Origin of the sequence: Chryseobacterium sp. GVT01B (assembly GCF_019970045.1) — a bacterium.
In the GTDB taxonomy this organism is placed as follows: Bacteria; Bacteroidota; Bacteroidia; order Flavobacteriales; family Weeksellaceae; genus Chryseobacterium.
In genome coordinates this window covers 1-24,864 of sequence record NZ_JAHXYI010000006.1, presented here as the reverse complement: position 1 = coordinate 24,864, position 24,864 = coordinate 1, and the positions used below count along the sequence as shown (strand labels likewise).

The 24,864-nt window shown below is 36.6% G+C and carries 28 protein-coding genes; 15 read left to right on the top strand and 13 right to left on the bottom strand.

Annotated elements, in window-relative coordinates:
• Nucleotides 1-59: 59 nt before the first annotated feature.
• The 4 genes from LC457_RS14960 to LC457_RS14945 all read right to left on the bottom strand — a co-directional run bounded on the left by LC457_RS14960 (nt 60) and on the right by LC457_RS14945 (nt 2,940).
• Nucleotides 60-761, bottom strand: a complete 702-nt coding sequence (locus LC457_RS14960; RefSeq protein WP_223600597.1) for a DsbA family oxidoreductase — start codon at nt 759-761, stop codon at nt 60-62.
• 74 nt (nt 762-835) lie between these two features.
• The gene (locus LC457_RS14955) at nt 836-1,327 is read right to left on the bottom strand and encodes an MFS transporter (RefSeq protein WP_223600984.1); all 492 of its coding nucleotides are present in this window, start codon (nt 1,325-1,327) and stop codon (nt 836-838) included.
• Nucleotides 1,328-1,345: 18 nt separating this feature from the next.
• Nucleotides 1,346-2,002 carry an MFS transporter gene (locus LC457_RS14950; protein WP_223600596.1) on the bottom strand — a complete coding sequence of 219 codons (657 nt, stop codon included), beginning with the start codon at nt 2,000-2,002 and terminating at the stop codon, nt 1,346-1,348.
• Nucleotides 2,002-2,940, bottom strand: a complete 939-nt coding sequence (locus LC457_RS14945; RefSeq protein ID WP_223600595.1) for an alpha/beta hydrolase — start codon at nt 2,938-2,940, stop codon at nt 2,002-2,004. The genes LC457_RS14950 and LC457_RS14945 overlap by 1 nt, the downstream gene beginning before the upstream one ends.
• A gap of 159 nt (nt 2,941-3,099) precedes the next feature.
• Between LC457_RS14945 and LC457_RS14940 the strand changes: the two genes are divergently transcribed.
• Complete coding sequence (locus LC457_RS14940; RefSeq protein ID WP_223600594.1) at nt 3,100-3,477, top strand: helix-turn-helix domain-containing protein; 378 nt, start codon at nt 3,100-3,102, stop codon at nt 3,475-3,477.
• A gap of 102 nt (nt 3,478-3,579) precedes the next feature.
• On the opposite strand, the gene LC457_RS14935 is transcribed toward LC457_RS14940, so the two are convergent.
• Nucleotides 3,580-4,776, bottom strand: coding sequence for an MFS transporter (locus LC457_RS14935; protein WP_223600593.1), 1,197 nt, complete (start codon nt 4,774-4,776; stop codon nt 3,580-3,582).
• 254 nt (nt 4,777-5,030) lie between these two features.
• On the opposite strand from LC457_RS14935, the gene LC457_RS14930 reads away from it, so the two are divergent.
• Both LC457_RS14930 and LC457_RS23450 read left to right on the top strand, forming a co-directional pair.
• Nucleotides 5,031-5,522, top strand: a complete 492-nt coding sequence (locus LC457_RS14930) for an MBL fold metallo-hydrolase (protein ID WP_308116413.1) — start codon at nt 5,031-5,033, stop codon at nt 5,520-5,522.
• 20 nt (nt 5,523-5,542) lie between these two features.
• Nucleotides 5,543-5,764, top strand: a complete 222-nt coding sequence (locus tag LC457_RS23450; protein ID WP_308116412.1) for a hypothetical protein — start codon at nt 5,543-5,545, stop codon at nt 5,762-5,764.
• Nucleotides 5,765-5,773: 9 nt separating this feature from the next.
• Here the strand turns inward: LC457_RS23450 and LC457_RS14925 are convergent, their stop codons facing one another.
• The gene (locus LC457_RS14925; protein ID WP_223600592.1) at nt 5,774-6,115 is read right to left on the bottom strand and encodes a hypothetical protein; all 342 of its coding nucleotides are present in this window, start codon (nt 6,113-6,115) and stop codon (nt 5,774-5,776) included.
• A gap of 545 nt (nt 6,116-6,660) precedes the next feature.
• Here LC457_RS14925 and LC457_RS14920 point away from each other — a divergent pair.
• The gene (locus tag LC457_RS14920; RefSeq protein ID WP_223600591.1) at nt 6,661-7,254 is read left to right on the top strand and encodes a Crp/Fnr family transcriptional regulator; all 594 of its coding nucleotides are present in this window, start codon (nt 6,661-6,663) and stop codon (nt 7,252-7,254) included.
• 73 nt (nt 7,255-7,327) lie between these two features.
• Here the strand turns inward: LC457_RS14920 and LC457_RS14915 are convergent, their stop codons facing one another.
• Nucleotides 7,328-7,954, bottom strand: a complete 627-nt coding sequence (locus LC457_RS14915) for a chloramphenicol acetyltransferase (protein ID WP_223600590.1) — start codon at nt 7,952-7,954, stop codon at nt 7,328-7,330.
• A gap of 145 nt (nt 7,955-8,099) precedes the next feature.
• Between LC457_RS14915 and LC457_RS14910 the strand changes: the two genes are divergently transcribed.
• A complete protein-coding gene (locus tag LC457_RS14910; RefSeq protein ID WP_223600589.1) occupies nt 8,100-8,555 on the top strand; it encodes a PPC domain-containing DNA-binding protein in 456 nt (151 codons plus the stop codon).
• A 145-nt stretch (nt 8,556-8,700) separates the two neighbouring features.
• Here LC457_RS14910 and LC457_RS14905 read toward each other — a convergent pair whose 3' ends face one another.
• From LC457_RS14905 to LC457_RS14895, 3 genes are read right to left on the bottom strand one after another with little or no spacing between them, the layout of a single operon-like run.
• On the bottom strand, nt 8,701-9,507 hold the full coding sequence (locus tag LC457_RS14905; protein WP_223600588.1) for an AraC family transcriptional regulator: 807 nt from the start codon (nt 9,505-9,507) through the stop codon (nt 8,701-8,703).
• Nucleotides 9,508-9,521: 14 nt separating this feature from the next.
• Nucleotides 9,522-9,923, bottom strand: a complete 402-nt coding sequence (locus LC457_RS14900; protein ID WP_223600587.1) for a heme-binding protein — start codon at nt 9,921-9,923, stop codon at nt 9,522-9,524.
• A 4-nt stretch (nt 9,924-9,927) separates the two neighbouring features.
• Nucleotides 9,928-10,716, bottom strand: a complete 789-nt coding sequence (locus LC457_RS14895) for an SDR family oxidoreductase (RefSeq protein ID WP_223600586.1) — start codon at nt 10,714-10,716, stop codon at nt 9,928-9,930.
• Between the two features lie 197 nt (nt 10,717-10,913).
• On the opposite strand from LC457_RS14895, the gene LC457_RS14890 reads away from it, so the two are divergent.
• The 6 genes from LC457_RS14890 (at nt 10,914) to pdeM (ending at nt 19,373) form a co-directional block, all read left to right on the top strand.
• The gene (locus LC457_RS14890) at nt 10,914-12,371 is read left to right on the top strand and encodes a S41 family peptidase (protein ID WP_223600585.1); all 1,458 of its coding nucleotides are present in this window, start codon (nt 10,914-10,916) and stop codon (nt 12,369-12,371) included.
• A gap of 128 nt (nt 12,372-12,499) precedes the next feature.
• On the top strand, nt 12,500-13,522 hold the full coding sequence (locus LC457_RS14885) for a ligase-associated DNA damage response exonuclease (RefSeq protein ID WP_223600584.1): 1,023 nt from the start codon (nt 12,500-12,502) through the stop codon (nt 13,520-13,522).
• Complete coding sequence (locus LC457_RS14880; protein ID WP_223600583.1) at nt 13,519-15,099, top strand: ATP-dependent DNA ligase; 1,581 nt, start codon at nt 13,519-13,521, stop codon at nt 15,097-15,099. Before LC457_RS14885 ends, LC457_RS14880 begins: the two co-directional genes overlap by 4 nt.
• A 178-nt stretch (nt 15,100-15,277) precedes the next feature.
• Nucleotides 15,278-17,731, top strand: a complete 2,454-nt coding sequence (locus LC457_RS14875; RefSeq protein WP_223600582.1) for a ligase-associated DNA damage response DEXH box helicase — start codon at nt 15,278-15,280, stop codon at nt 17,729-17,731.
• Between the two features lie 345 nt (nt 17,732-18,076).
• The gene (locus LC457_RS14870; RefSeq protein ID WP_223600581.1) at nt 18,077-18,679 is read left to right on the top strand and encodes a 2,3-diphosphoglycerate-dependent phosphoglycerate mutase; all 603 of its coding nucleotides are present in this window, start codon (nt 18,077-18,079) and stop codon (nt 18,677-18,679) included.
• Nucleotides 18,680-18,728: 49 nt separating this feature from the next.
• Nucleotides 18,729-19,373: a ligase-associated DNA damage response endonuclease PdeM gene (gene pdeM, locus LC457_RS14865; protein WP_223600580.1), complete on the top strand. Its 645-nt coding sequence runs from the start codon at nt 18,729-18,731 to the stop codon at nt 19,371-19,373.
• Between the two features lie 63 nt (nt 19,374-19,436).
• Here the strand turns inward: pdeM and LC457_RS14860 are convergent, their stop codons facing one another.
• Nucleotides 19,437-20,657, bottom strand: coding sequence for an MFS transporter (locus LC457_RS14860; RefSeq protein WP_223600579.1), 1,221 nt, complete (start codon nt 20,655-20,657; stop codon nt 19,437-19,439).
• A 150-nt stretch (nt 20,658-20,807) separates the two neighbouring features.
• Here LC457_RS14860 and LC457_RS14855 point away from each other — a divergent pair, with 150 nt between their 5' ends.
• The 4 genes from LC457_RS14855 (at nt 20,808) to LC457_RS14840 (ending at nt 22,585) form a co-directional block, all read left to right on the top strand.
• Nucleotides 20,808-21,398 (top strand): TetR/AcrR family transcriptional regulator, encoded by a 591-nt coding sequence (locus LC457_RS14855; protein ID WP_223600578.1) that lies wholly within the window; start codon nt 20,808-20,810, stop codon nt 21,396-21,398.
• Between the two features lie 70 nt (nt 21,399-21,468).
• Entirely contained in the window at nt 21,469-21,927 is a 459-nt protein-coding gene (locus tag LC457_RS14850) for a hypothetical protein (protein ID WP_223600577.1), read from the top strand.
• 2 nt (nt 21,928-21,929) lie between these two features.
• Nucleotides 21,930-22,232 (top strand): DUF3817 domain-containing protein, encoded by a 303-nt coding sequence (locus LC457_RS14845; protein ID WP_047422960.1) that lies wholly within the window; start codon nt 21,930-21,932, stop codon nt 22,230-22,232.
• Complete coding sequence (locus LC457_RS14840) at nt 22,229-22,585, top strand: rhodanese-like domain-containing protein (RefSeq protein ID WP_223600576.1); 357 nt, start codon at nt 22,229-22,231, stop codon at nt 22,583-22,585. Before LC457_RS14845 ends, LC457_RS14840 begins: the two co-directional genes overlap by 4 nt.
• Before the next feature lie 40 nt (nt 22,586-22,625).
• Here the strand turns inward: LC457_RS14840 and LC457_RS14835 are convergent, their stop codons facing one another.
• Nucleotides 22,626-23,579: a nitrilase family protein gene (locus tag LC457_RS14835; RefSeq protein ID WP_223600575.1), complete on the bottom strand. Its 954-nt coding sequence runs from the start codon at nt 23,577-23,579 to the stop codon at nt 22,626-22,628.
• Nucleotides 23,580-23,643: 64 nt separating this feature from the next.
• Nucleotides 23,644-24,441, bottom strand: coding sequence for a helix-turn-helix domain-containing protein (locus tag LC457_RS14830; RefSeq protein ID WP_223600574.1), 798 nt, complete (start codon nt 24,439-24,441; stop codon nt 23,644-23,646).
• Nucleotides 24,442-24,864 lie beyond the last annotated feature (423 nt).

Below are 24,864 nucleotides of genomic sequence, written 5' to 3'. Positions count from 1 at the left end.
TTTCTAATATATTAAATTAAAACCCCAAAACAAATCAATTGTTTTGGGGTTTTATTATCTTAAATACTGCATCCGTCAGCATCACAGGAAGCTCCGGCACCACCGGAAAGATCCTTAAACGGACTTACAGTTTCTTTATAAGTCTGCTGAAGTGCATTTTCAAACGTCTCTACAGGCTGAGCTCCGGAAACAGCATATTTGCCGTTCAGCACAAAGAATGGAACTCCGGAAACGCCATTATTTCTTGCTTCAAGAATATCCTGGTTAACTTCATCATCCAGTTGATCTGTAGTAACAGCTTGTCTTGCTTCCTCTTTGTCAAGTCCTAAACTTTCAGCAAGAGCTACCAAAACTTCTGTATCTCCTACATTTTTACCGTCAATAAAATGAGCGATAAACAAGGCTTCTTCCATTTCATTGGATTTATTGTGCTTTTTAGCCAAGTGAAGTAATTTATGGGCACTGAAAGTATTGGTGATCAGAGTTTTTCCAAAATCAAAATCAATTCCTGCTCCTTTTCCCATTTGAGTTACCTGTCCAAGCATTTGCGTTGCCTGAGCTTCGCCAACTCCTTTCTTTTCTCTGAAATACTGAATGGTATCCTGAGTTTTATTGGGATCTAAAGTTGGATCCAGTTGAAAACTCTTCCACTCTACTTCTACTTCATCTTTGAAAGGCAGCTTGCTTAAAGCCTGTTCAAAATTATTTTTTCCGATATAGCAAAACGGACACATTACGTCCGACCAGATTTCTATTTTCATTGTATTTAATTTTAAATCAAATTGATAGTACAAAGTTACTACAATTTATCCAATGTAACAAAAATTGTTACAGTTTAATTCTGACAAATGGAAACAACCTCGCTTCGTTTTTCAACTCTGCTTTTCAAGATCATCATCAGAAATGCAAGAAGCCCGAAAACAACACCTATCCAGGGAATATATGCTACTCCTTTTGTAACGATGATCCAACCTCCTATCGTAGTTCCCAGCGTTACTCCCAGATTTCCGAAAGATGTAGCCAGACTGTTGGCAAATTCCAGTGAATCTGGTGCAGAAGAAATCATATAAGCAGATGCATTCAGAAAACTTGGCGAATAAAGAAATCCCCAGACTCCGATGACTGCAATCGTTGCCCATAAATTTCCATCAGAAAAATATAAAAGTACAGGTATTAAAATGGTTCCGGAAAGAAAAATAGCCGTAGTACCCGCAATATTTTTGTTAAGCATTTTTCCGGCAACTCCATTGGCTGCCACTCCAATAAGTCCAAACAGCAGCAGCATATAGCTGACCATTGACGTATCCATTCCTTTTGCTTTGTTCAGATAATCTGCAAAGTAGCTTTAAGTAGAAAACCAAGCCGTAATCATGAAAAAGTTAGTCAGAGTACTTAGAATAAATGGAGGCTGCTTCAGGATTCTGATCTGGTTTCCATAGGATTTTTTTTCTTTCACAGGCATCGGGGGAAGAAGGAAGTAAATGACCACTAAAGCAATCAGACTTACCGCAGTCTGTATCATAAATGAATATTCCCAGGACCAAAGTCCAGCAATCCATGTTGCAAAAGGAACCGTTGTAACCATAGCAATGGCTACTCCATTAAATACAATTCCCATCAGCTCATTTTTTTTCCGGTCATCTGCCTGGGAAACTGCCACAGATAAAGCTGTTGCAATATACACGGGTTGTAGAAATGCCGGTAAAATCCTAACCAGCATCAACAGCCAGAAAGGTGGTGAAAAAGAAGATACAAAACCCGTAATCAGAAACATAAAAATGGCTGCAAGCATTATTTTTTTACGATCAAACCCTGACGTAAATAAGGTCATAAAAGGTCCTGTAAGAGCGATAATTAATGCAAAAGCACTCAACAGATACCCTGCTTTGTTTATACTGATTTTATAATGTTCTGCAACTTGTGGAAGAATTCCGATAACCCCAAATTCTGTTGTAATAACGGCTATAAATCCCAGACATCCAATGTATGCGTACTTTTTCATTATACTTTTTCTTGGACAGAATTTAAATTTTGATGAGCAAAAACAGCCATTTCACCTATTGCAGACTGTACTTCTTCCAGAATTTCTCCCATATGCATAAATCCGTGGACCATATCTTTGTAAAGACTTGTTGTAAGTGTAACACCTGCATTTTTCATATTTTCAGAAAGCTGTTTCCCATCATCAAGCAAAGGATCATGCTCTGCAAGAATTATTAAAGTGGGTGGAGTTTCTTTAAAATCTTTTATTAAGACAGGAATCGCCAAAGGATTATCCTTTTCTTCTTTGGGAAGGTACCAATCCCATGCTTCAACACCGCCCTGCTTATTAAGAACAGGCCCGTTTTCATAAGTTTCCCATGATTTTGAATTGAGTTGATTATCGACTGCAGGATAAATTAATACCTGAAATTTCAGATGCTTTCCCATTTGAGTAGAGGCAGCCGTAGCCAATGCTGCGCCAGCGCTATCTCCTATTATTCCTATTTTATCAGGATCAATTCCTAAAGATTCTGCATTTGCTATAACCCATTTTATGCTGTCAAGAGAATCGTTTAAGCCTGCAGGAAAAGGATGTTCCGGAGCAAGACGGTAATCTACAAAAATAACCACAGATCCGGTTTTATTGGCCAGTTTACGGACTACAGCATCATGGGTTTCATATCCACCAGCAATAAACCACCCTCCATGAATATAAATAATAGCCGATGAATTCTGAACATTCTTTCCATTGGGACGGTAAATCCGAATGGGAATCTGATGATTTTCCTGTTGAATCTCCAATTCTTCAATCATTGCTACGGATTCCTTTTTGCCGCTAAGCTGAAGGGACATTGTTTCAAGATATTTACGGGCTCCGTCTAAGGAACTCTGAGGATTGAAAGGTTGTATTTTTTCTAAATGATTTAAAATCTGTGTTATTTTAGGTGTTAATTGCATTATTATTTTGATTTAAGTTACTATTATTTTGCAGGGAACGTGAGCGCTATTGTTCCTCATTGCCGCATATTTTCTGCTTTCTGTGTGTAAAATTAAATCTCAAACCTTACATTTGCACCGTATACAGCTAAATGTATGGTACGAACAAATTTGTAAGTAATGGGAAAGCTAAAAGAAAATTCAACGAATAATATCAACAGACAATATATACAGGGATGTGATCTTAGTTATGCTGTATGTAAAATCGGAGGCCGGTGGAAACTTATTATTTTAAACAAACTAAAGGACGGGAAATTGCGTTTCAGCGAACTTAGAAACTCTATTTCAGGAATAACGGAAAGAATGCTTACCCTGCAGCTGAGAGAACTGGAAAAAGAAAGCTTAGTAAAAAGAACTGTTTATGCAGAAGTTCCCCCAAGAGTAGATTATGAACTTACAGATATTGCCCGGGAACTGATTCCTATATGGAAACAGCTTGATGAATGGGGAGGAAAACACAGAGAAATGATGCTGGCACAGGAAACAACCGAAGCGTAAGAGTTTCTGCAGATTTTGAACCTGAATAAACTTGAAAATAAAAGGCGCGGGATTTTATCTTTGATAAAATCCCGCGCCTTAAACAATCAGCAATATAAAATTTTACATCTCTGCATTTGCTCTATTTACCCTTTTTGAAAACAGAATATGAGCGATCAGGGCCAATACTCCAAACACGGTTCCTACAAAACACACCCCACTCCATTGAGCCTTTTGCCATGCAACGGAAGCCAGCCATGTTCCCAGTGATCCCCCAATGAAATAAGATACCATATACACAGTATTCAGTCTGTTGACTGCATTTGATTTGATCAGGAAATAGTTGGTTTGATTCATAATATGACTTGACTGTACACCCAGGTCAACAAGAATAACGCCTACAATCAGCCCCCAATAGGTTTCTCCGGCAAAATAAGTAAAGCCCCAGCTTCCAATAACGATCAGCAAAGAATACAATATAATACGGTTAATATCCAGATATTTTTGAAGCTTTCCCACTTTTGCAGCGGCTAAAGCTCCTACAGCTCCTGCTAATCCAAAACTTCCTACAACAGATGATCCGGCATTAAAAGGTGGTTTCTCCATATGAAAGACCAAAGTTGTAAACAATGCACACATAGATCCAAATGCCATTGCACCACGGAAAGATGCCAGCTGAAGAACAGGTTGTGTTCTTGCCAGGTGAGCCACAGAACGCATCAGTTCTTTGTAAGTTCCTTTGAAATTAGGAGAAAGCTCAGGAAGCATTTTATATACTGCCAGCCATACAAGAATCATGAGTCCTGCCGCAATACCAAACATAGCCCGCCAGCCCCAGACTTCACCCACTATTCCTCCTACAAAACGGGAAAGAAGAATTCCCAGCAACAATCCGGACATTACCAGTCCAATATTGGCCGATTTTTCTTTATCTGAGGAAAGTTCTGCTGCAATAGGAACAAACAATTGCGGAATAACTGATGTAGCTCCAATCAGTAAACTGGCAGCATACAGCATCCACAGCTCAGTAGCAAAAGTCATCCATAAAAGAGATCCGAAAACGAGAAACAGATCTATTAAAATCAATTTCTTGCGGAAAAATTTATCACCCAACGGAACAATCAGCAACAATCCCAATGCATACCCGATCTGGGTAAGCACAGAAATTTTACTTGCCGCACTCTCAGAAACCTGAAGCTCTTCTGAAATAAGTGCCAGTAAAGGCTGATTATAATAATTGTTGGCGACGACCAGTCCGGAAATAACGGCCATAAGCCAGATAACAGTCCGGGAAATACCGTGGGAAGAACTCTCCTGCATTACGTATAAGTTTTTATTTGAATTGAAAAGTGACTGACAGCAGACCAAAAATAATCCGTCAGATTTTTAAGAGATCAAAGATAATCATTAAAAAAAGAAATTATTCGCCCCTTGGCTTTACATTTCTATGAATACTATAAGATTCTTCGGTAAGTAGAATGATTTCAACACTCTGTCTGTATCATTGTTTTTATTGATGATATATATCGATGGAAAACCTTTTGAATGTTAGAAATATTAAGGAAATTTGCAGCATGAAAATCATTCCGCTCAAAGAAGGCAATTTTTCGGCAAGTAAAACCAAAGACTTCACTCTTTTAACAGAAGAAAATTTTGATAAAGTTGGTGGAATCAAAATGTCTGTACAGCCTTTTCTTATCATTACTGAAAGTGATTATATCCTTTTAGATGCAGGAATAGGCTGGAAAAATGAATCCGGAACAACTGTGATTTCAGAAATTCTGAAAAGAGAAAATATTCATCCTGATCAAATCACGAAGCTATTACTCTCCCATCTCCACAAAGACCATATTGACGGGGCCATAACCGTTACAGATAATGGCTTTAAAGCCACTTTTCCGAATGCTCAGATTTATATCCAGAAACGTGAACTTGATTTTGCTATGGAAAAGAAAGGCAACCCCTCTTTTGATTTTACTATTCTGGAACAACTGGTTCAACTGCATAATATTATATGGATGGATGAAGATCAGGGCAGATTACAAATGAGATTTCCTATGAAGTAGTGGGTGGACATACTCCTTTTATGCAGGTTTTCTGGATCAGGGAAAATGGCGAAACAGCTTTCTATGGAGCTGATGATCTTCCACAGGCCTCTTATTTAAAATACCATGTAGCCTATAAAAGTGATTTCGATGGCAGAAAAGCAATGGAATTACGTCTTAAATGGGAAAAAGAGGCAAAAGAAAACCGTTGGAAAGTTCTTCTTTATCACGATCTGGAAAGAAATGTAATAGAAATCAAATAAAAAAATGGTTTAAATTTCATTAAACCATTTATAAATATCAAATTCAGAAGGAATATTGAGTTTCTTTCTGATCCTGTTTTTCCTGTTTTGTATCGCCTTAGGTGTTACAAAAATACAAGTTGCAATTTCCTTAGTGGTCATATTGAGCTTAAGGTAAATACAAAAGATCAATTCAGAATTTTTAAGGGCAGGCTGTATAGCGGATAACTTTTTAAAAAAATCAGGATGAACCAGTCTGAATTTATTCAGCAGACGAGGAGAATTTGCCTTGGCTAAGGCCATAATCTCGTCTTGTACAAGAATTTTCTGCTTCAAATCCTCTAAGTTGGGTTCAGGTTTTCTATTTTTCATAATACTTTCTCATCTCTACTCATTTCAGATACCACATCTTTTGTGAATCTGTACAAAGTCTTTATTTTCTCTACTCAATCTGTGTTTTTGCTGATTTAACATCGGGAACAAAATAATTTTTATGTATTCAAAATTTCATTGGTTTTCATTAATATATTGCAATAATTCATAGCATATAGTTTGTATTTGTTGAATGATTATGTTAAAAAAATCACACCTATGAATTTTATTTCATTTTTATACTGGCAAAGAAAGAGAAAATGATTAAAATTTTATAAAAACCGTGTACCACATAGATACCACGTTATATTTTAAACAAAAATATCTTAACTGCTTTTATCAGCCAGTTTCCCTTTATTTATACTTTAATTTTGGATAGGATGTAAATGTAACGTGTTATTGCCTTTACTTTTTATGATCTCAGTCAATGTTTTCAAGGTTAAACACGCATAAAAAAATGAATATATGTGGTATATGAATGGTACCACATGATAAGAGAAATCAAGAAAATCGGTGTTTCTTTATTTTATAAATAAATCACAACTATGATTATTGAAAGTTTATTAATTTCTTTTGGGGCAGAAACAAGAACTTATCATACAGGCGAAATGATTTTCCATGAAAAAGAGTTTCCAACCCATTATTACCAGATTGAAAAAGGGAAAATTAAACTCAATAATTATACGGAAGACGGGAAAGAATTTATTCAGAATATATTCTCGGATGGTCACAGCTTTGGAGAATCTCTGCTTTTTGTTGACCGGCCTTATCCCATGAATGCTGTAGCGATAGAAGATTCCGTCATTTACAAAATGCCAAAGCAGAATTTTCTGGATCTGGTCAAAAGTAATCCTGAAATTTCACTCAGCATTTATGAATGTCTTGCTGAAAGAATGTACTATAAATACATCATGTTTTATAATCTTTCTTTCCAGAATCCGGTTGCTAAACTCAAACTGCTGATGGATTACCTGAAGAGTTATCATGAGGATAAAGCGCCTTATTCTTTCCAGATTCCTCTTACCCGCCAGCAAATGGCTTCACTCACCGGATTATGTGTAGAAACGGTTATACGGACCATAAAGCAGATGGAGAAAGATCAGATTGTGAAAATAGAAAAACGGAAGATTCATTATTAAAAAGCAAAAGCCGGAAATATCCGGCTTTAATTATTGTTAAAAATTGTACCAATCCTTATCTTTAAACTATCCTCTACTGATCAAGCTGTCTCTGAAATTCTTCCAGATATTTGGCAAGGTGAAGACCGTCAGCTAGTCCGTGATGTGCTTCAATAGAAACCGGAAGATATTTTCTGCCGTCGCGAATGTTGAACCTGCCAAAAGCAATTTTAGGAACCGATTCTGTAGTATTAAAATCTGTAGGATGCAATATAGCACTGAAAGAATTCCATGGAATGGTCGTATGTCTTACGTGGTCTTTCCCCAACCTTTCATTGCTTAATCTTAATCCTGAAGTCTGATGCACTCCTTTTATCTCCTCCTGAAGCGCTGCATTGAAGGTTTCAAAATCTTCTGAGAAAGGCGTAAATGAAAATCCGAAAGTACCATCCGGTCTTCCGATCGTACTGCCGGCATGTACAGTATCAAACTGTATCACCTGACCATCAATGATTCTTAGCTTTAATTCATCAATAGTATTGATCGCCACCATAGACTTGTGAAAATAATAGGCAAAAAAAGAATATCCTTTTTCTTTAGCGGTATCATACGCTTTTGTACAGTCTACCTCCGTTGTAAATCCAAAATAAGGGCTTGCCATTTTAGAAAAAAATTCAAAATGTTCTTTTCTGTTCCAGTTCTCTATATCTACAATCTTCATTACTTCTTATTTGCTGCAAATTTCGGCATTTTTTACCGGTTTCAGGGACTTACTATTCAAAAATGTCAGGAGAAATAATACATTTTTTACCTAAAGTTTGACCAAAGCATAATTATTGTATGTATTACCTTAAAATCTTAGTATTATGGAGGTTCAAAATTATAAAGGAAATAATTGGTCCGCAAGAAAAGCAGGTTCAATATATGTGGTAAGTCTTGATAATCTTTCTAGTATTGTAGAGACTTTGACGGATTTTATCAGGAATCGGAATATCCAGGCAGGAGAAGTCTCTGGAATAGGAGCAGTAAGTGAAGCAACACTTCGTTTTTTTAATCCTGCAACCAAAAAGTATGTTGACAAAACCTTTAAAGAACAGATGGAAGTCACTAATATCTCAGGAAATATCTCTGAAATAGAAGGAAAACTAACCCTTCATCTTCACATTACTTTGGGAAGAGAAGATTATACTGCTTTAGCCGGACATCTGTTGGAGGCAAAAATCCAGGGAGCTGCAGAATTTATTATATATCCGCTGGATATCAGAGTCGTAAAAATTAAAAATGAAGAAATAGGAATCAATCTTTATAATTTTGAAAAATAGGACTTTGAAGGTCTGCATCATCAGTGAACATCTGAAAATATAATTCCTTAACAGAAAAGGAAAATACAAAGACACAAGATTTATTTTCTGTGTCTTTGTACTTCCAATCCTTATACTATAAATGTGTTTTTTTTATTGATTGACATTAAACTTCTGTAGTTGTCACCCCAAATTTCTTTTTAAAAGAAGAATAAAAATGGGACAAATTCTCAAAACCCAGATCAAGATAAATATCTGAAGGCTTTTTATCCCTGTTTTTAATTAAATAATAGGCTTCCTTTAACCTTTTTTCTTTCAGCCATTGTTTCGGGGTCATCTGAAATGTTTTATTGAAATCCCGTTTAAAACCCGATAAACTACGACCTGTGAGTCTTGCAAAAGCATTTACTGATACATTGAACATAAAATTTTTGTTCATAAATTCTGCAAGGTCAATTTTATAAGGTTCAGAAAAATCAAAAAGGAGGTTTTTAAGATCCGGATTACTCAGCAAAAGGAGTTCTATGGCCTCTTTGACCTTTAACATCGCTAATTTTGGCGGGATCTCCTGTGTTTTATTAATGTAAGGAATAAGAGATGTAAAATAGCTCTTAAAAAAATCATTGGGCTCAAAAAACAAACGCTGATTTCCTGGAAAATTATTATTTACAGTGATTTTGTTTTCATTGGCATATTGTCTCAGCGTTTCATCATCAAGCGTAATTGAAATAAATTGATATTTTTCATGCGATGAAGGATATTTAATAGTCCTGATCAGCTGATTTTTTCTGACCAGAACTACTGTATTTTCTTTGATCACAGTCTTTCCTTGCTCATGAAAAGCATGCGTTTCTCCGGAGATCTGAAATCCCAGAAAATGGTCTGGAATAAATTCTTCATGACCTCTGTAAGACTCAAAGGCACATGAATAAACCAGTTTATCGAATATGATCTCAGAAGTGTTTTCCATCATACAAATATCTGAAATTAACCAATAGCCTGAGCGCCTGCTTCTGCAATTTGTTTATCCTGCTCGGGAGTCCCGCCTGAAGAGCCTATTGCACCAATGACATCTCCATCTGCATTTTTAAGGATAACACCGCCCGCAATAGTGAGAAGCCCCTCATTTGAATTCAGCATTCCGTAGCCGTGAATACCGGTTTCTGAGATAATTTCACCCATCAAATCACTGTTTACACCAAACATAACTGCTGTTTTTGCTTTTTTAATGGCAAAGTCAATCACTCCGTAGACGCTGTCCAGTCTTGCCAGTGCGACAAGATGTCCTCCGGTATCTACCACAGCAATGCTTACAGGAATATTCATGGATAATGCTTTTTCCTTTGCTGCATGCAGTGCTTTTTCTGCGGTTTTATAATTCAGTTTCATGATATTAGCTTTTTGCGGTCCATGCATCTGCCTGAAGCTGTTTTACAAAATCTTCAGTTTCTTTTGGATGTACATTTCTAAAATGACTCTCATCATCTAATGCTACATTCACGATCACCTCTGCCATAGACTGTGGATCCAGCTGATGAGCTAAAGATTCTGCGGCCCCATCAAAAGCAGATTCCGGTGTGAAGTTAACTTTTGGATCATACCAGTGAAAAATAGAATCTACTCCTCTGTCATTAAATCCTGTTCCAAATACCCCTGGATTACAAGTTGCAATTTTGATATTAAATGGAGCAAGTTCAGTTCTCAAGCCTTCAGCGATAGATTCCAAAGCATGTTTTGATGCACAATAAGCGGCTACATACGGAACGGTCCATAAACCTCCCATTGAAGAGGTGAAAACAATCTTACCACTTTTCTTTTCAACAAACTTTTTGATAAATCCCTGTGCAAGATTCAATGCACCAAACACATTTACATCAAACATAGAGCGGATAATATCTACCGGCTGTTCAGCAATCGGACCACCTTCCATGATTCCGGCGTTGCTGATTAAAACATCTATCTCATACTTTTTTAAGATATAATCAATATCTCTTTGGCTGGTTACATCCAGTTTATCGACCGTAAGATCAATTCCCTGTTCATTAGCTTCGCGGATTAAATCACTCATCTGAGGATAGACCTGTGTTGTAGCAATTACCTTATGTCCTTTTTTGGCAAGATCAAAAGCAGCAATCTTTCCGAATCCACTAGCTGCACCTGTAATTAAAATTGTTTTACTCATTGTATTCTTTTTTAATGATGATACAAATTTCTAAGATTTCGGGAAGCACAATATTGCTGCAGCGTTCAATTTTATATTGCTGAAAAGTTCAGACAATCCATTAAAAAGGGAATTTATCGCTAAATAAACACCCTTTCAAAATCATAAAAAAATATATTTATCGTTAGATTTGTAGCTTTCAAACTAAAAAACCATGTATGCTTAAAATTAAGACACTCTTATTCATTTTTTTATCCACTTCTTCCTTTAGCTTTGCTCAAAACTGTACCTGTGAAAGTAATTATCAATGGGTAAAAAAAACGTTCGAGGAAAATGATGCCGGATACCAATATATAATTGATAAAAAAGGACTTCCGGCTTACCAGGCTCATAACAATGAATTTCTGAACAGAATTAAAAATTCAAAATCAGATACTGAATGCACCCAGACTATTTATGAATGGCTTAAATTCTTCAGATCCGGACATATTTCCATTAAAATGATCGAAAAAGAGAATCAGCAAGCCCAGCCTCAGCCGGTAGTCTCAGCCATAAATAGTAACACGGAAATCATAAAAGTAGATATTGAAAAGTTTAAAAAGGAAGTTTCATCCAAAAAAGATTCTGATATTGAAGGGATCTGGGAAGTCCAGCCTTACACGATAGGAATTAAAAAATTTGGAGATGTTTATAAAGGTTTTATTATCCAATCCGGAGCAGATAACTGGAAACCCTATGATTTAAAACTGACTTTTAACGCGGATAAAACAAAAGGAACATTCTACTTAAGAAACAAATCCGGGCAGGAAATAAATAATATAAGATTCATCGGGAAAAATTATCTTGAAATCAATGACTTTACCCTGAAAAGAGTTTCACCGAAATTTGAAAAAGAAGAAGGTATTGAAACTTATTTCGAAGCAGCACAGGCAGGAAAGCCTTTTTTAAAACAGATTAATAAAACTACCCTGCTTTTAAGAATTCCTTCCTTTAATGGAGCATTGAAAAAAGATATAGACAGCGTTATCACAGCCAACCAATCTAAAATTGAAAGCACAGAAAACCTCATCATTGATATCAGAAATAATGGCGGCGGAAGTGACAACAGTTTTGCCAAAATTATCCCTTATATCTATACAAACCCTATCCGAAGTGTCAGAACACAGCTTTATTCTACGAAACTGAATAATCAGAGAATGCTTGATCTTTATGATAATTACCAGAAATATGGAATTCCGGCAGAAGAAAAAGAGTATCTAAAGAAAGCCTACGACAAATTAAACCAGAATTTAGGCAAGTTTGTAAGCCTGCAGGACGATGGAAAGATTGTTGGAATTACTAAAATAGATAAAATTTCACCTTATCCGAAAAATGTAGGAATTATCATCAATGAAGGGAACGGCAGCACTGCAGAAGAGTTCTTACTGGCAGTCAAACAAAGCAAAAAAGTAAAACTTTTTGGGACGACCACAGCAGGAGTTCTGGACATTTCAAATATGTATTTTGTAAATTCCCCTTGTAACGAATTTAAACTGGGATATTCACTTTCTAAAAGCTTCCGTATTCCGGAGATGGCTATTGACGGAAAAGGGATTCAACCGGATTATTACATAGATAAAACAATTCCTGATTATCAATGGATTGATCATGTAAGCGATATCCTTAATGAAAAATAAAATAAGAGCTGTTTCTACTTGAAACGGCTTTTTTCATCTGTTTTTCAGACATTCAATCGAAAAAAACAAACTGTTTATTGTAAATTGGTTAAGTTTTTGAAGCTTATTCTATAAAACCAGTCACACCATTGAAATTAATCACATTTACAAAAAAAGGAATTTTCTGTCCTCAGGGAAAATTTTATATCGATCCATGGAGGCCTGTAGATATGGCGATTATTACCCATGGCCATGCTGATCACGCTCGTTGGGGAATGAAGAAATACCTTTGTCACCATTTCACAAAACCTATTCTGCACCAAAGAATCGGAATGGATATCGAATGCCAGAGTGTAGAATACGGAGAAGTTATCAACATCAATGGGGTAAAACTCTCTCTGCATCCTGCCGGACATATTATTGGTTCTGCACAGATCAGACTTGAATATAAAGGATATGTGACTGTCATTTCAGGGGATTATAAAGTTCAGGATGATGGATTAAGCACTCCTTTTGAGCTGGTAAAATGTAATGAATTTGTTACAGAAAGTACTTTTGGACTGCCTATTTACAATTGGCTTGAAGTTCCGGATTTAAATAAAAAACTACAAAACTGGGTACTGAAGAATAAAGAAAATAATAAAACATCAGTCTTTATTGGGTATTCTTTAGGAAAAGCCCAGCGTATTATGAAAGCGGTGGAAGATCTGGGAAAAATATACGTCCACTATTCCATCGGAAAGCTGAATGAAGCCTTTGAAACAGTAGGAATCGACCTTCCGGACTACACCATTGCTGATTTCAGGGAACGTCCAAAAGAAATGGAACATGAAATTGTAATCGTCCCTCCCGCTTTACTTGACAGTAATATTATCAAAAAAATTCCAGATCCGGCTACTGCAATATGCTCCGGCTGGATGCAGGTTCGCGGTGCCAGAAGATGGCGGAGTGCAGATGCTGGCTTTGCCATGAGTGACCACGCAGACTGGAAAGGTTTATTGCAGACTGTAAAAGCCACAGAAGCTGAACTCGTACACGTTACGCACGGACAAACCGAAGTTTTTTCAAAATATTTGAATGAAATCGGAGTCAAAGCAGATGTTGTGGAAACCTTATTTGGAGAAGACGAAGAAGAATCTGAAAAAGAAACCCTTGAAACCCCGGAATCATGAGACATTTTGCAGACCTTATCAACGCTTTGGAAACCACTAATAAGACCAATGCTAAAATAGATGCCATCATCGATTATCTGGAACGTGCTCCTGATGAAGATAAAGTATGGTTTATCGCCTTGTTTACAGGAAAAAGGCCCAAGAGAAATGTCAATACCAATTACATGAAAGAATGGGCGCTGGAAATCACAAAACTTCCTTACTGGCTGTTTCAGGAATCTTATTCTTCCGTAGGAGATCTCGGGGAAACATTATCGTTGATTCTTCCACCTCCTGAGGAAAATATAGAGCGTACCTTATCAGAATGGATGAATGATATTGTCGGTTTAAAAGGAAAAACAGATACAGAAAAAAAAGAATTTGTATTGCAATCATGGAACGGTCTGGATTACACTGAACGATTGATTTTCAATAAATTAATTGGAGGGAGTTTCAGAATCGGGGTATCAGATAAAACCCTGATCAATGCTCTGACAAAGTTTTCCGGCCAGGAATCCAGTGCACTGATGCATAGCTTAATGGGAAAATGGCAGCCGGATGAAGTCTCTTTTAAAGAGCTTATTGAGGCTGAAAATGTGAATCCGGATAATTCAAAACCCTATCCTTTCTGTCTTGCCTATCCTTTGGAAAAAAAGCCTGACGAACTGGGAAATTCTGATGAATGGCTGGTAGAATACAAATGGGACGGAATACGCGGACAGATCATCCGGAGAAATGATGAAGTCTTTATCTGGTCAAGAGGTGAAGAACTTGTAACCGAACAATTTCCGGAGATTACAGAAGTCGTAAAAGGCATGAAAGGCAACTTTGTGATAGATGGAGAAATACTTGCGGTAAAAGATGATAAAGTTTTAAATTTCAATGAATTACAAAAAAGATTAAACAGGAAGACTTTAACTAAAAAAATGCTGTCGGAAATTCCGATAGAAGTCTTTGCTTATGATCTATTAGAGCTTGAAAATAATGATCTGAGAGAGAATCCTATCTCCGCAAGAAGAGCTTTGCTTGAAGAATTATTATTAAATGAAAATCCTCAGAACATCAAAATTTCCAAAAGTCTTGACTTTGAAAATTGGGAAGAGCTGGACTCACTTCGTGAAAATTCAAGAGAAGTAAACAGTGAAGGATTGATGTTAAAACAAAAAAATTCACCCTACCATTCCGGCCGGAAAAAAGGTGACTGGTGGAAGTGGAAAATCAATCCTTTTACCATTGATGCGGTGCTTATATATGCTCAAAAAGGAAGCGGCAGACGAAGCACTTACTATACCGATTATACTTTTGCTGTAAAAAACGGAGACGCATTGGTTACCATAGCTAAAGCATATTCCGGGCTTACAGATAAAGAAATCATGGAAGTAAGTCGGTTTGTTACTAAAAATGCCATTGAGAAATTCGGACCTGTGAGAACGGTAAAAGCAGAACTGGTTTTTGAAATTGCTTTTGAAGGAATAGGTTTCAGCAACCGTCATAAAAGCGGTGTTGCTCTCCGGTTTCCGAGGATTGTACGATGGCGGAAAGATAAAACAGTAGATGAAATTGATAATTTGGAAGAGATAAAAAAATTAATACAATAATATTATAACGCAATGGCGCAAGGTTTTTTAACTTATTAGTAATATTTTGTTCGAAAAGGCCTAAGTTCAGCTACAATAAAATACGAACTTTGCTAAGTGAAACACCCTTTCGATCGAATAAAACAATATCAAATAAACTCTTAGCGTCCTTAGCATTAAAATTTAAAATAAATATAAATTGGCAGTTTTTGAACATAGCGACGGATTAAAGATCATCCAGCAGTGGATGACCGATAAAGGTATTGCCCCTTTTAAATTTCAGCTGGAAACCTGGAAGAAATTTGGAAACGGCTACAGCGGAATGGTAGTCGCTCCTACTGGTTTTGGAAAAACTTTTTCTGTCTTCTTAGCATTGATTTCAGATTTCCTGAATCATCCTGAGAGCTATAAAAAAGGGTTGAAAATGATCTGGATTACTCCACTGCGGTCATTGTCCAAAGATATTGCAAAAGCGATGCAGGAAGCTATTGATGAAATAGGACTTGATTGGGCTGTAGGCGTAAGAAACGGAGATACCGATCCGAAAGTAAGACAGCAGCAGGTCAAAAAAATGCCTGAAATTCTTGTTGTAACCCCCGAAAGTCTCCATTTGCTACTCGCTCAGAAAAATAATGACCGTTTTTTCACAGATATGAAATGTGTGGCTGTGGATGAATGGCATGAATTATTGGGTTCAAAGCGTGGTGTCATGGTAGAACTGGCCATTTCACAGCTTAGAAAATATGTTCCGGAGATAAAAATCTGGGGAATTACAGCAACCATCGGAAATCTGGATGAAGCCATGGACGTTCTTATTCCTTATGACGGTAAAAAGACAAAAATTACCGCCAAAGAGCAGAAAAAGATAGATATTCTCCCGGTTTTCCCGGATGAAATTGAAATATTACCATGGGCAGGACATCTTGGGAATAAGCTTGCTGATAAAGTTGTTCCAATTATTCTGGAATCAAAATCTACCATTGTATTTACCAATACCAGAAGCCAGAGTGAAATGTGGTATCAGCTTTTGCTGGATGCTCATCCTGATTTTGCAGGCCAGATCGCCATTCATCACAGTTCCATTGATGCCCATTTGAGGATCTGGATTGAAGAAAATTTAAGTTCAGGTAAATTAAAAGCAGTGGTTTCCACATCATCGCTGGATCTTGGTATTGATTTTAAACCTGTGGACACCGTTATTCAGGTAGGATCTGCCAAAGGAGTTGCGCGTTTTCTGCAAAGGGCCGGACGCAGCGGGCACTCTCCTTTTGAAACCTCCAGAATCTATTGTGTCCCCACTCACTCTTTGGAATTGATTGAAGTTTCTGCTTTAAAAGAAGCCGTGAAACAGAAAGTTGTTGAGCCCAGAGAACCACAGGTCTTATGCTTTGATGTTCTGGTTCAGTTTCTGATGACACTGGCTGTTGGTGATGGTTTTTATCCTGATGAACTCTACGAAAGAATCAAAAAAGTATATGCCTTTCAGGAAATGCTCGATGAAGAATGGAAAAGCATTCTCGAATTTCTTACGATTGGTGGCAGTGTTTTAAAGAACTATGAAGAATTCCATAAGGTAGTCATTACGGAAGATGGACTTTACAAAGTGACTTCAAGAAAGATTGCCATGCTCCACAGAATGAATATGGGTGTGATTGTAAGTGATGCCATGCTGAAAGTGAAATTTATTTCCGGAGGTTATATCGGAATGATTGAGGAATATTTTATTTCAAAACTGAAAAAAGAGGAAAAATTTATTCTGGCCGGGCGTACTCTGGAGGTCGCAATGATCAAAGATATGACCGTGTATGTACGAGCAGCCAAAGGAAGAGCTCTTGTTCCCAGTTATCTTGGCGGAAGACTGCCTCTAAGTACCAATCTTGGACATTTTTTAAGAGAAAAGCTGTCCCATGCTTTAAATCCGAAGGCTTCAGAAAAGGAACTGAAATTTTTACATCCATTGCTCGTCAATCAGGAGAAGAACTCTCATATTCCTAAAGAAGGAGAATTTTTGGTGGAGATGATTAAGAACCGTGAGGGATATCATTTGTTTATGTATCCTTTTGAGGGTCGTCTGGTGCATGAAGTCATGGCTGCACTGATTGCTTACCGTATCTCAAAACTGGCACCTATTTCATTTTCGATGGCAATGAATGATTACGGATTTGAACTGTTCAGCGATAAAGAAATTCCTTTAAATGAAGAGAATTTGCAACAGATTTTAACCCGGGACAATCTGATGAACGATGTGATTGCCAGTATCAATTCTGCTGAAATGGCGAGAAGAAAATTCAGAGATATTGCTGTAATTTCAGGAATGGTGATTCAAAACTATGCCGGACAGCAGCGCTCCAATAAATCATTACAGAGTTCAGCCGGACTTATTTTTAAAGTGCTGGAAGACCATGATGCCAATCATTTTTTAATTAAACAGGCCTATACGGAAGTCTTTAATATGCAGCTTCAGGAGCAGCGACTTGTAGAAGCATTTAAAAGGATTGAAAAATCTGAAATTATTCTAAAACACTCCCGTTCCTTTACTCCGCTAAGTTTCCCGATCAAAGTAGACAGTCTGAGACAAACCCTTTCCAGTGAAGGGCTTGATGCAAGAATTAAAAGAATGCTGAAGCTATCCAATATAAGTGATCTTTTATAATTAATTAATGTGTTTTGTGTAAGAACAGATATGCCGATGAATATTTGTTTATCGCAAAGAAGCAAAAAATAGATATTAATAATATTTTAAGGCGCAAAGATTTTATCTCCGATAAAATTTAGTCACGTTAATCTTGCTGCAAATCTTTGATTTTCTTGCGCCTTAAATAAAAATAGATAATATAAAATTTGCGCCTTTGCAAGATTCTAAAATTTATAAAATCAAATAAAAAATCTATCGTTTTAATCTTATTCTTAGCCTAATATTCTGTTTGAAATTTCTTGATAAGTTTAAATAATCATCGTAACTTAGAGTATATCTTAGAAGTTGTAAATTAAATTTAAAATGGAAAAATTGTTCTTGGTCCGTCACGGACAGTCACTCTGGAATCTGGAAAACAGATTTACGGGGTGGAAAGATATTGATATAACCGAAGCCGGTATTGAAGAAGCCAAAAAAGCAGGTCTTGCTTTAAAAGGAGAAAGAATAGATATTGCTTTTACCTCGGCGCTCATCAGGGCGCAGCATACTTTATCCATCATTCTGAATGAAATAGGAAATCCTGATGTACCAATCGTTAAAGATAAAGCATTAAACGAACGTTCTTACGGAAATCTGGAAGGATTAAATAAAGCTGAAACCGCTTTGAAATATGGTGATGAACAGGTTCATACCTGGCGCAGATCCTATGATGTGGTTCCTCCCGGAGGGGAAAGTCTTAAAGATACCTACAACAGAGTAATTCCTTATTTTGAAAGCCAGATAAGACCCTTATTAAAAAGAGGCGAAAATGTATTGATTGTCGCTCATGGAAACAGCCTTCGTGCACTGATCATGTACCTTGAGCATCTGTCTCCTGAAGAAATCTTAGAAAGAGAAATCGCTACAGGCTTTCCTCTGACCTATGTTTTTGATGAAAAGTTTCATGTAAGCCGGAAGGTAGGCTGATTCCATTAATATGACGTAACTTTAAACATTAAATATTCAATTATAAAGCGTGTTTATAGCAACCAAAAGCATTTCTGTACAAGATGAAACTTTCATTCTTACCAATCAGCGTGCATTATTCTGGGAAAGGGAAAAAGCCCTTATTCTTTCTGATCTTCACATTGGAAAAACAGCTCATTTCCGCAAAAATGGCATTGCTCTGGCAAATCATATTATGAAAAGCGATCTGGAAAGATTATCAGCATTGATTGAATTTTTTCAGCCTGAAAAATTTATTGTTGTTGGAGATTTACTCCATGCAGGAGACAATTCTGATGTGGATGAGTTCTGTACATGGAAAAATCAATATACGGACATACAGTTTTATCTTATTGAAGGAAATCATGACCGCATTTCAAAAGCGTTGGAGAAAAAGCTATGTTTTCAACACAAATCTGAGTGGCTGGAAATAGATGTGATTACCTTTATTCACGATTTTGATACAGCCAGACCTGAATTCCAGATTACCGGACATATTCATCCCGGAATTGTCCTGAATTCTGCTGTAAAAAACATCAGGCTTCCCTGCTTTGCTCTCAGCAGTAATCAGTTGTTACTTCCGGCTTTCAGTGAATTTACAGGATTGGATACTAAAAATCTGCCTAAGAACAGTACATTTTTTGTGTTTACAGATGCTGAGATTTATGAGGTTTAATGGTATTTGTGCTATAAAAGTTACCCATGTCAAGGTTCTAAACCTTGACATGGGTAATGAAAACTATATATTTTTCTTACCTAAACGGATACTGTAAACCGTGATCAATACTGTAACTAAAAGGAATAAAGCTCCGATCCAAGGAGTACTTTCCAAGCCCAAAGAGGAGGTAACAATCATTCCTCCCACATAAGATCCGATTGCAATACCCATATTAAAGGCAGCAATATTAATCCCTGAAGCTACATCTTCTGTTCCAGGAAGTTCTTTTTCAGCAATCTGTACCACTAATAGCTGAAGTCCGGGAACAGAAGCAAATGATAAGGCGCCTAAAAAGAAAAGTGTAATGATACTTAACACCGGACTGCTTACAGTAAAATAAAAAGCAAGCAATACCAATCCCTGCGCAGCAAACATCCATAGAAGTGCTTTCAATGGGTTTTTATTAGCAACTTTTCCTCCAATCAAATTGCCCAGTGCAATCGCAATTCCATAAATCAAAAGGATAAAAGTTACGGTAGACTCCTGAAACCCTGTAATTTTCTGTAAAATAGGTGACAGATAGGTAAATACTACAAATGTTCCCCCATATCCCATGGCTGTCATTAAAAATGCGAAAATCAGACGTCTGTTTCCCAGTACTTTAAACTGACTTTTTAAAGAAGCTGTTTTACCGTTTCTCAGATTGTTGGGAACCAATAATAAACTGGCAACTAATCCGATAATTCCAAGGATAGAAACCCCTATGAACGTTGCTCTCCATCCGAAATGCTGTCCTATAAAAGTTCCTAACGGCACTCCGGTTACAATCGCCAGGGTAAGTCCGGCAAACATAATAGATATTGCTGTAGCTCTTTTCTCCTCAGGAACCAATGAAGCTGCAATGGTAGAACCGATGGAAAAATAAACCCCATGAGCAAATCCCGTAAGAATCCTGGCCAAAACTAAGGTGATAAAACCGGGAGCAATGGATGCCAAACCGTTTCCGATAACAAACAACAGCATGATAGAAACCAAAAGTGTCTTGCGCGGAATTTTCCCCGTTAATGCCGTTAGTATCGGAGCTCCAATAGCTACTCCTATCGCATAAAGACTTACCAATAGCCCTGCAGAAGGAATTGTGATCCCTAAATCAGAAGCTACTGTTGGAAGAAGACCTACAATGACGAATTCTGTAGTTCCTATTCCGAAGGCACTTATTGTTAATGCCCATAGTGCTGCAGGAAGACCTTTTTTAGCAGTCTGTGTTGCAGTATTGATCTGTATTTCTTTTTGATAATTCATTGTCTTGTATTTTGTTGATATTGACAAAGCAAATTTCCGACGAATAATTGTATTATAAAAATTATTTAAATTGTATAAACATATCAGAATAATGATAGTTTTATTTTCAATTTAAAATTTGTTCCTTTGTACAATAATCACTTATTTTTAATGAAGAAATCAGAAGCAACCCGTCTTACTATTCTCCAGAAAGCGTTCGAACTGATCTATGTAAAAGGTTTCCAGACCACAAGCATTGATGAGATTATTGCAACGACTCAGGTAACGAAGGGTGCTTTTTATTATCATTTCAAAACCAAAGATGAAATGGGGCTGGCTATTATCAATGAACTAATGAAGCCCAATTTCAGACGTAATTTTATTGAATCCCTTCAGAATAATAAAAATCCATTAGACAATATTTATGAGATCATCTACAATCTTCTGATGGAAACTGACTTTTTAAAAGTTGAATACGGCTGCCCTACTTCCAATTTTGTACAGCAGATGGCACCATGGCATACTGCGTTTACCCAGGCTTTGCACGAACTTTCAAAAGAATGGGAAAATGCTTTCGCGGAAAGTATTGAAAAAGGTAAGGAAACAGGAATCATTAAGAAAGATGTCAGTGCCAGAGAAGTAAGCGTTTTTGTTATTTCAGGATATTGGGGTGTCAGAAATCTCGGAAAAGTTGAAAATTCCAAAGAGGTATATCTAGTTTATTTAAAGGGACTTAAATCATATTTCAACACTCTTCAATAATTTTTTTGATTAAAAACATACTAATTAGTATGTTTTTATTATACCTTTGCTGTGTTCAAAAAAATAAACAATGTATCAAACCCTGACTTTTTTACATTCACAGACCCGATGGCTGGTTTTAATAAGCTTGATATACGCTATTTTCCGTTCTTACAAAGGATATTCCTCAGACAGAAAATTTACCGGAACAGATAACTCTGTAAGACATTGGACAGCTACCATAGCTCATGTACAATTAATTATCGGAATGATATTCTATTTCAAAAGTCCGGTGATTCAATATTTCTGGAAAAATTTTAATGAAGCCAAAGAATCTTTTGAACATCTGTTTTTCGGGTTGATTCATATTTCATTGATGATTACAGCTGTTGTGATCATCACTATCGGTTCCGCTTTAGCCAAAAGAAAACTTTCAGATAAAGACAAATTCAAAACCATGGGCATCTGGTATTCTATTGCACTGATTATTATTTTCATTGCTATTCCGTGGCCTTTTTCTCCTTTAGCAAACAGATCTTATTTCAGATAATTATGATGGATTTATTCAAAACAAAAATTGGCCGGCTAAGAATTCTGGCTATTTTAGAAGGCATTTCATTATTAAGTTTAGTGTGTATTGCCGTTCCGATGAAATACTGGATGGGAAACCCTTTATTTGTAAGATTAATAGGCCCCGTTCATGGAACTTTATTCCTGCTCTTTCTGTTTAATACGCTGAGCATTGGTGTAGAACAGAACTGGAAATTTAAAGAGATTACATGGAAAGTGATTCTTGCCTGTTTTATTCCTTTCGGAACATTTTATATTGATAAAAAAATACTGAGTAAACTATGAAAAATGTTCTTATAGTCTGTGGAATAGCTTTTATACTGTATGTTGTATATAGAGTTTATCGGTTTCAGACCTTAGATAACGGATTGCCTGAACTGATTAAAAAAGGAGCAGTGATTCTTGATGTAAGAACTGAAAAGGAATATGAAACGGGACATATAGAAGGGTCGGTTAATATTTCATTAGGAACAATCAGAGAGCGGTACGTAGAATTGGATCCAAAAAAAACATATATCACCGTATGCTCCCATGGACTTCGCAGTGTAAAAGCACAGAATATCCTGAAAGAAAGAGGTTTCAAACATATTTACAATGGTGGTGCCTGGAGCGATCTTCAACAAACAATTAATCCATAAAATAAACCCTCGTGACAGAGTCTGAAGAGGGTTTATATTTTTAAACAGTTTTATCATCCAGCCATACCACTTTTTGTTCAGATGAATGCTCCTGTCCTATGATATTCCTGTATAACTCAGGTCTTCTTGCCTTAATGTACCTGTATCCTCCTGACTGGCTGAGTTTTTCAGAAGTAATAACCGCAGATTCAAAACTGTCTTCCCATGACCGGCATTCTGCAATAACATCTCCGAATGGATCTATAATCATAGAACAACCGTTTTTCAACTGATCATCATCCATACCGACAGGGTTTGAAAAAACAATATAAGCCCCGTTATCATAAGCTCTTGACGGAAGCCATTTCATCAGCCAGTCTCTGCCTTTCATTCCATTAAATTCTAAACGTAAAGAGGTAGGATCAACTATCCTGTTTTCCCAAAGCTGAGGATCTACAAAACCTGCTCCAGGCCTTGTAGAAGGAGTACACATCGTAACGTGGGGCATAAAAATAATTTCTGCACCAAGAAGCCTTGTAGCTCTGACATTTTCAATAATATTATTGTCATAGCAGATAAGAATACCGCATTTCCAGCCCATGATATCAAATACACAATATTCATTACCGGGTGTAAGATGGGGATTGATAAAAGGATGCAATTTTCTGTATTTAGCCTTCAGTCCTGTTTTATCAACACATACATACGCTTTGAAAAGATGATCATGTTCATCCTTTTCAAATAGCCCGGCTAATATGGTGATGTCATTCTGCGCTGCAATTTCCTGCAGTTTTTGAATACTCTCCCCTTCCGGAATACGTTCTGCAATATCAAGAAGCTGTTCCTTTGAAAGTTTCCGGGCAAAAGTATACCCTGTGATGGAGCATTCATGAAAAGCAATAACATGAGATCCCTGGGAAGCAGCCTGGCTGGCCAGTTTTTCAATGACAGACAGATTATACGCCTTATCTCCACTTTTGTTTTCAAATTGTGCAGTTGAAATTTTAATATTCATTGTTTTTTTAAGCAAAACTAGAGGACTCTGCTTATCAAAAATTGTATAAAACCGACATGCTTGTTTACAGCTGAATGAAATTGACAGCCATTTTATTTTCTGTCTTCAAATACTGTTTGGGAGTAAGCCCGATATTATTTTTAAAATCCCTGATAAGATGGGACTGGTCAGAAAAACCTGCTTCATAAGAAAGAACCGTCATGTTTCTATCATCAACACTTTTATTAATAAGGCTTAAAAAGTAATGAAGACGGATAATATTTCCATATTTTTTAGGTGATATTCCCATATGAAATTCAAATTTTCTTTCCAGATGACGTTCAGAATATCCTGTGAATTTTTCTAATTCTTTGGAGGATACAGCTCCTTTATTTTGAAGAATATATTGCTGTGTGGACGCTATAATATGGTAATCCGTGTTTATTTTTTCAGATAAAAATTCAGTAAAAAAAATATTCAGATCATTGATAACAGTCAAAGGATTGGTTTTCTTAAAAAGTTTTTCCTGAAATACTTCCAGCTTATTTTTTAGAACATCTTCCACAGAAACAATCTGATTTCTAACCTCTTTGGCGGATGTTTTTAAAAGAATATTTAAAAAATAAGGCTGGAATACAATAGCAATCAAAGAAAATTTCCTTTTTGAAAAGAAGTCTTTATAGCCGTTTAGAGTTCCATAAAAAAAAGAAAGCGGTATCCGATCTTCTGAAATACCGGAATACAGATTCATATCTCCGGAAAGAATAAGCCCGGAACTGCCATCCGTAAAAAGCCTTAAACGCCTTATATCCTCTTCAGAATTTTCCAAAAAGATATAATGTCTTATAAAAGGAGCCAAATGTTCAGGCGGCGAAATCTGCATGCGTCAAATTTACTGAATATATTTACAGGATGTATTTGTGGTATAATACTCCAGATAATAAAAAAATCCTGTAGTAAAAGACTAGATCGGAATGTTTTTTCTGGTAAATATTTTCACGATCGGACTTTATGAGTTTGCCATATACAAACCTGGGCGTTGAAGATGTTTTTTTGCCCTTCGTTATTGCTATTGTTTTGTCAAAGGATGTAACCGACTGCTCTTTATGACCAAAATTTGTTATCAATGCAATTAAAGAGGTATTATCCGGTATATTGGAAAATTAAAAGCACCTTTTTTAGAGTGCCCCCAAAAAGTTAGACACTTTTTAGGGGCATTTTTTATGGGCAAATCAAAGTATAGTTTAGCATTTAAAACAGATTGTGTTGTTAAGGTTTTACAAAGACATCATTCGATTTCCGTAGT

What these genes read in the sequence shown, in the direction of transcription:
- LC457_RS14880 (WP_223600583.1), top strand. Translation starts at nt 13,519, where the DNA reads ATGAGACATTTTGCAGACCTTATCAACGCTTTGGAAACCACTAATAAG.
- LC457_RS14940 (WP_223600594.1), top strand. Translation starts at nt 3,100, where the DNA reads ATGGGAAAGCTAAAAGAAAATTCAACGAATAATATCAACAGACAATAT.
- LC457_RS14840 (WP_223600576.1), top strand. Translation starts at nt 22,229, where the DNA reads ATGAAAAATGTTCTTATAGTCTGTGGAATAGCTTTTATACTGTATGTT.
- LC457_RS14900 (WP_223600587.1), bottom strand. Translation starts at nt 9,923, where the DNA reads ATGAAACTGAATTATAAAACCGCAGAAAAAGCACTGCATGCAGCAAAG.
- LC457_RS23450 (WP_308116412.1), top strand. Translation starts at nt 5,543, where the DNA reads ATGCAGGTTTTCTGGATCAGGGAAAATGGCGAAACAGCTTTCTATGGA.
- LC457_RS14910 (WP_223600589.1), top strand. Translation starts at nt 8,100, where the DNA reads ATGGAGGTTCAAAATTATAAAGGAAATAATTGGTCCGCAAGAAAAGCA.
- LC457_RS14860 (WP_223600579.1), bottom strand. Translation starts at nt 20,657, where the DNA reads ATGAATTATCAAAAAGAAATACAGATCAATACTGCAACACAGACTGCT.
- LC457_RS14835 (WP_223600575.1), bottom strand. Translation starts at nt 23,579, where the DNA reads ATGAATATTAAAATTTCAACTGCACAATTTGAAAACAAAAGTGGAGAT.
- LC457_RS14935 (WP_223600593.1), bottom strand. Translation starts at nt 4,776, where the DNA reads ATGCAGGAGAGTTCTTCCCACGGTATTTCCCGGACTGTTATCTGGCTT.
- LC457_RS14960 (WP_223600597.1), bottom strand. Translation starts at nt 761, where the DNA reads ATGAAAATAGAAATCTGGTCGGACGTAATGTGTCCGTTTTGCTATATC.
- LC457_RS14870 (WP_223600581.1), top strand. Translation starts at nt 18,077, where the DNA reads ATGGAAAAATTGTTCTTGGTCCGTCACGGACAGTCACTCTGGAATCTG.
- LC457_RS14920 (WP_223600591.1), top strand. Translation starts at nt 6,661, where the DNA reads ATGATTATTGAAAGTTTATTAATTTCTTTTGGGGCAGAAACAAGAACT.
- LC457_RS14855 (WP_223600578.1), top strand. Translation starts at nt 20,808, where the DNA reads ATGAAGAAATCAGAAGCAACCCGTCTTACTATTCTCCAGAAAGCGTTC.
- LC457_RS14890 (WP_223600585.1), top strand. Translation starts at nt 10,914, where the DNA reads ATGCTTAAAATTAAGACACTCTTATTCATTTTTTTATCCACTTCTTCC.
- LC457_RS14925 (WP_223600592.1), bottom strand. Translation starts at nt 6,115, where the DNA reads ATGAAAAATAGAAAACCTGAACCCAACTTAGAGGATTTGAAGCAGAAA.
- LC457_RS14950 (WP_223600596.1), bottom strand. Translation starts at nt 2,002, where the DNA reads ATGAAAAAGTACGCATACATTGGATGTCTGGGATTTATAGCCGTTATT.
- LC457_RS14845 (WP_047422960.1), top strand. Translation starts at nt 21,930, where the DNA reads ATGATGGATTTATTCAAAACAAAAATTGGCCGGCTAAGAATTCTGGCT.
- LC457_RS14905 (WP_223600588.1), bottom strand. Translation starts at nt 9,507, where the DNA reads ATGATGGAAAACACTTCTGAGATCATATTCGATAAACTGGTTTATTCA.
- LC457_RS14945 (WP_223600595.1), bottom strand. Translation starts at nt 2,940, where the DNA reads ATGCAATTAACACCTAAAATAACACAGATTTTAAATCATTTAGAAAAA.
- LC457_RS14850 (WP_223600577.1), top strand. Translation starts at nt 21,469, where the DNA reads ATGTATCAAACCCTGACTTTTTTACATTCACAGACCCGATGGCTGGTT.
- LC457_RS14915 (WP_223600590.1), bottom strand. Translation starts at nt 7,954, where the DNA reads ATGAAGATTGTAGATATAGAGAACTGGAACAGAAAAGAACATTTTGAA.
- LC457_RS14930 (WP_308116413.1), top strand. Translation starts at nt 5,031, where the DNA reads ATGAAAATCATTCCGCTCAAAGAAGGCAATTTTTCGGCAAGTAAAACC.
- LC457_RS14895 (WP_223600586.1), bottom strand. Translation starts at nt 10,716, where the DNA reads ATGAGTAAAACAATTTTAATTACAGGTGCAGCTAGTGGATTCGGAAAG.
- LC457_RS14830 (WP_223600574.1), bottom strand. Translation starts at nt 24,441, where the DNA reads ATGCAGATTTCGCCGCCTGAACATTTGGCTCCTTTTATAAGACATTAT.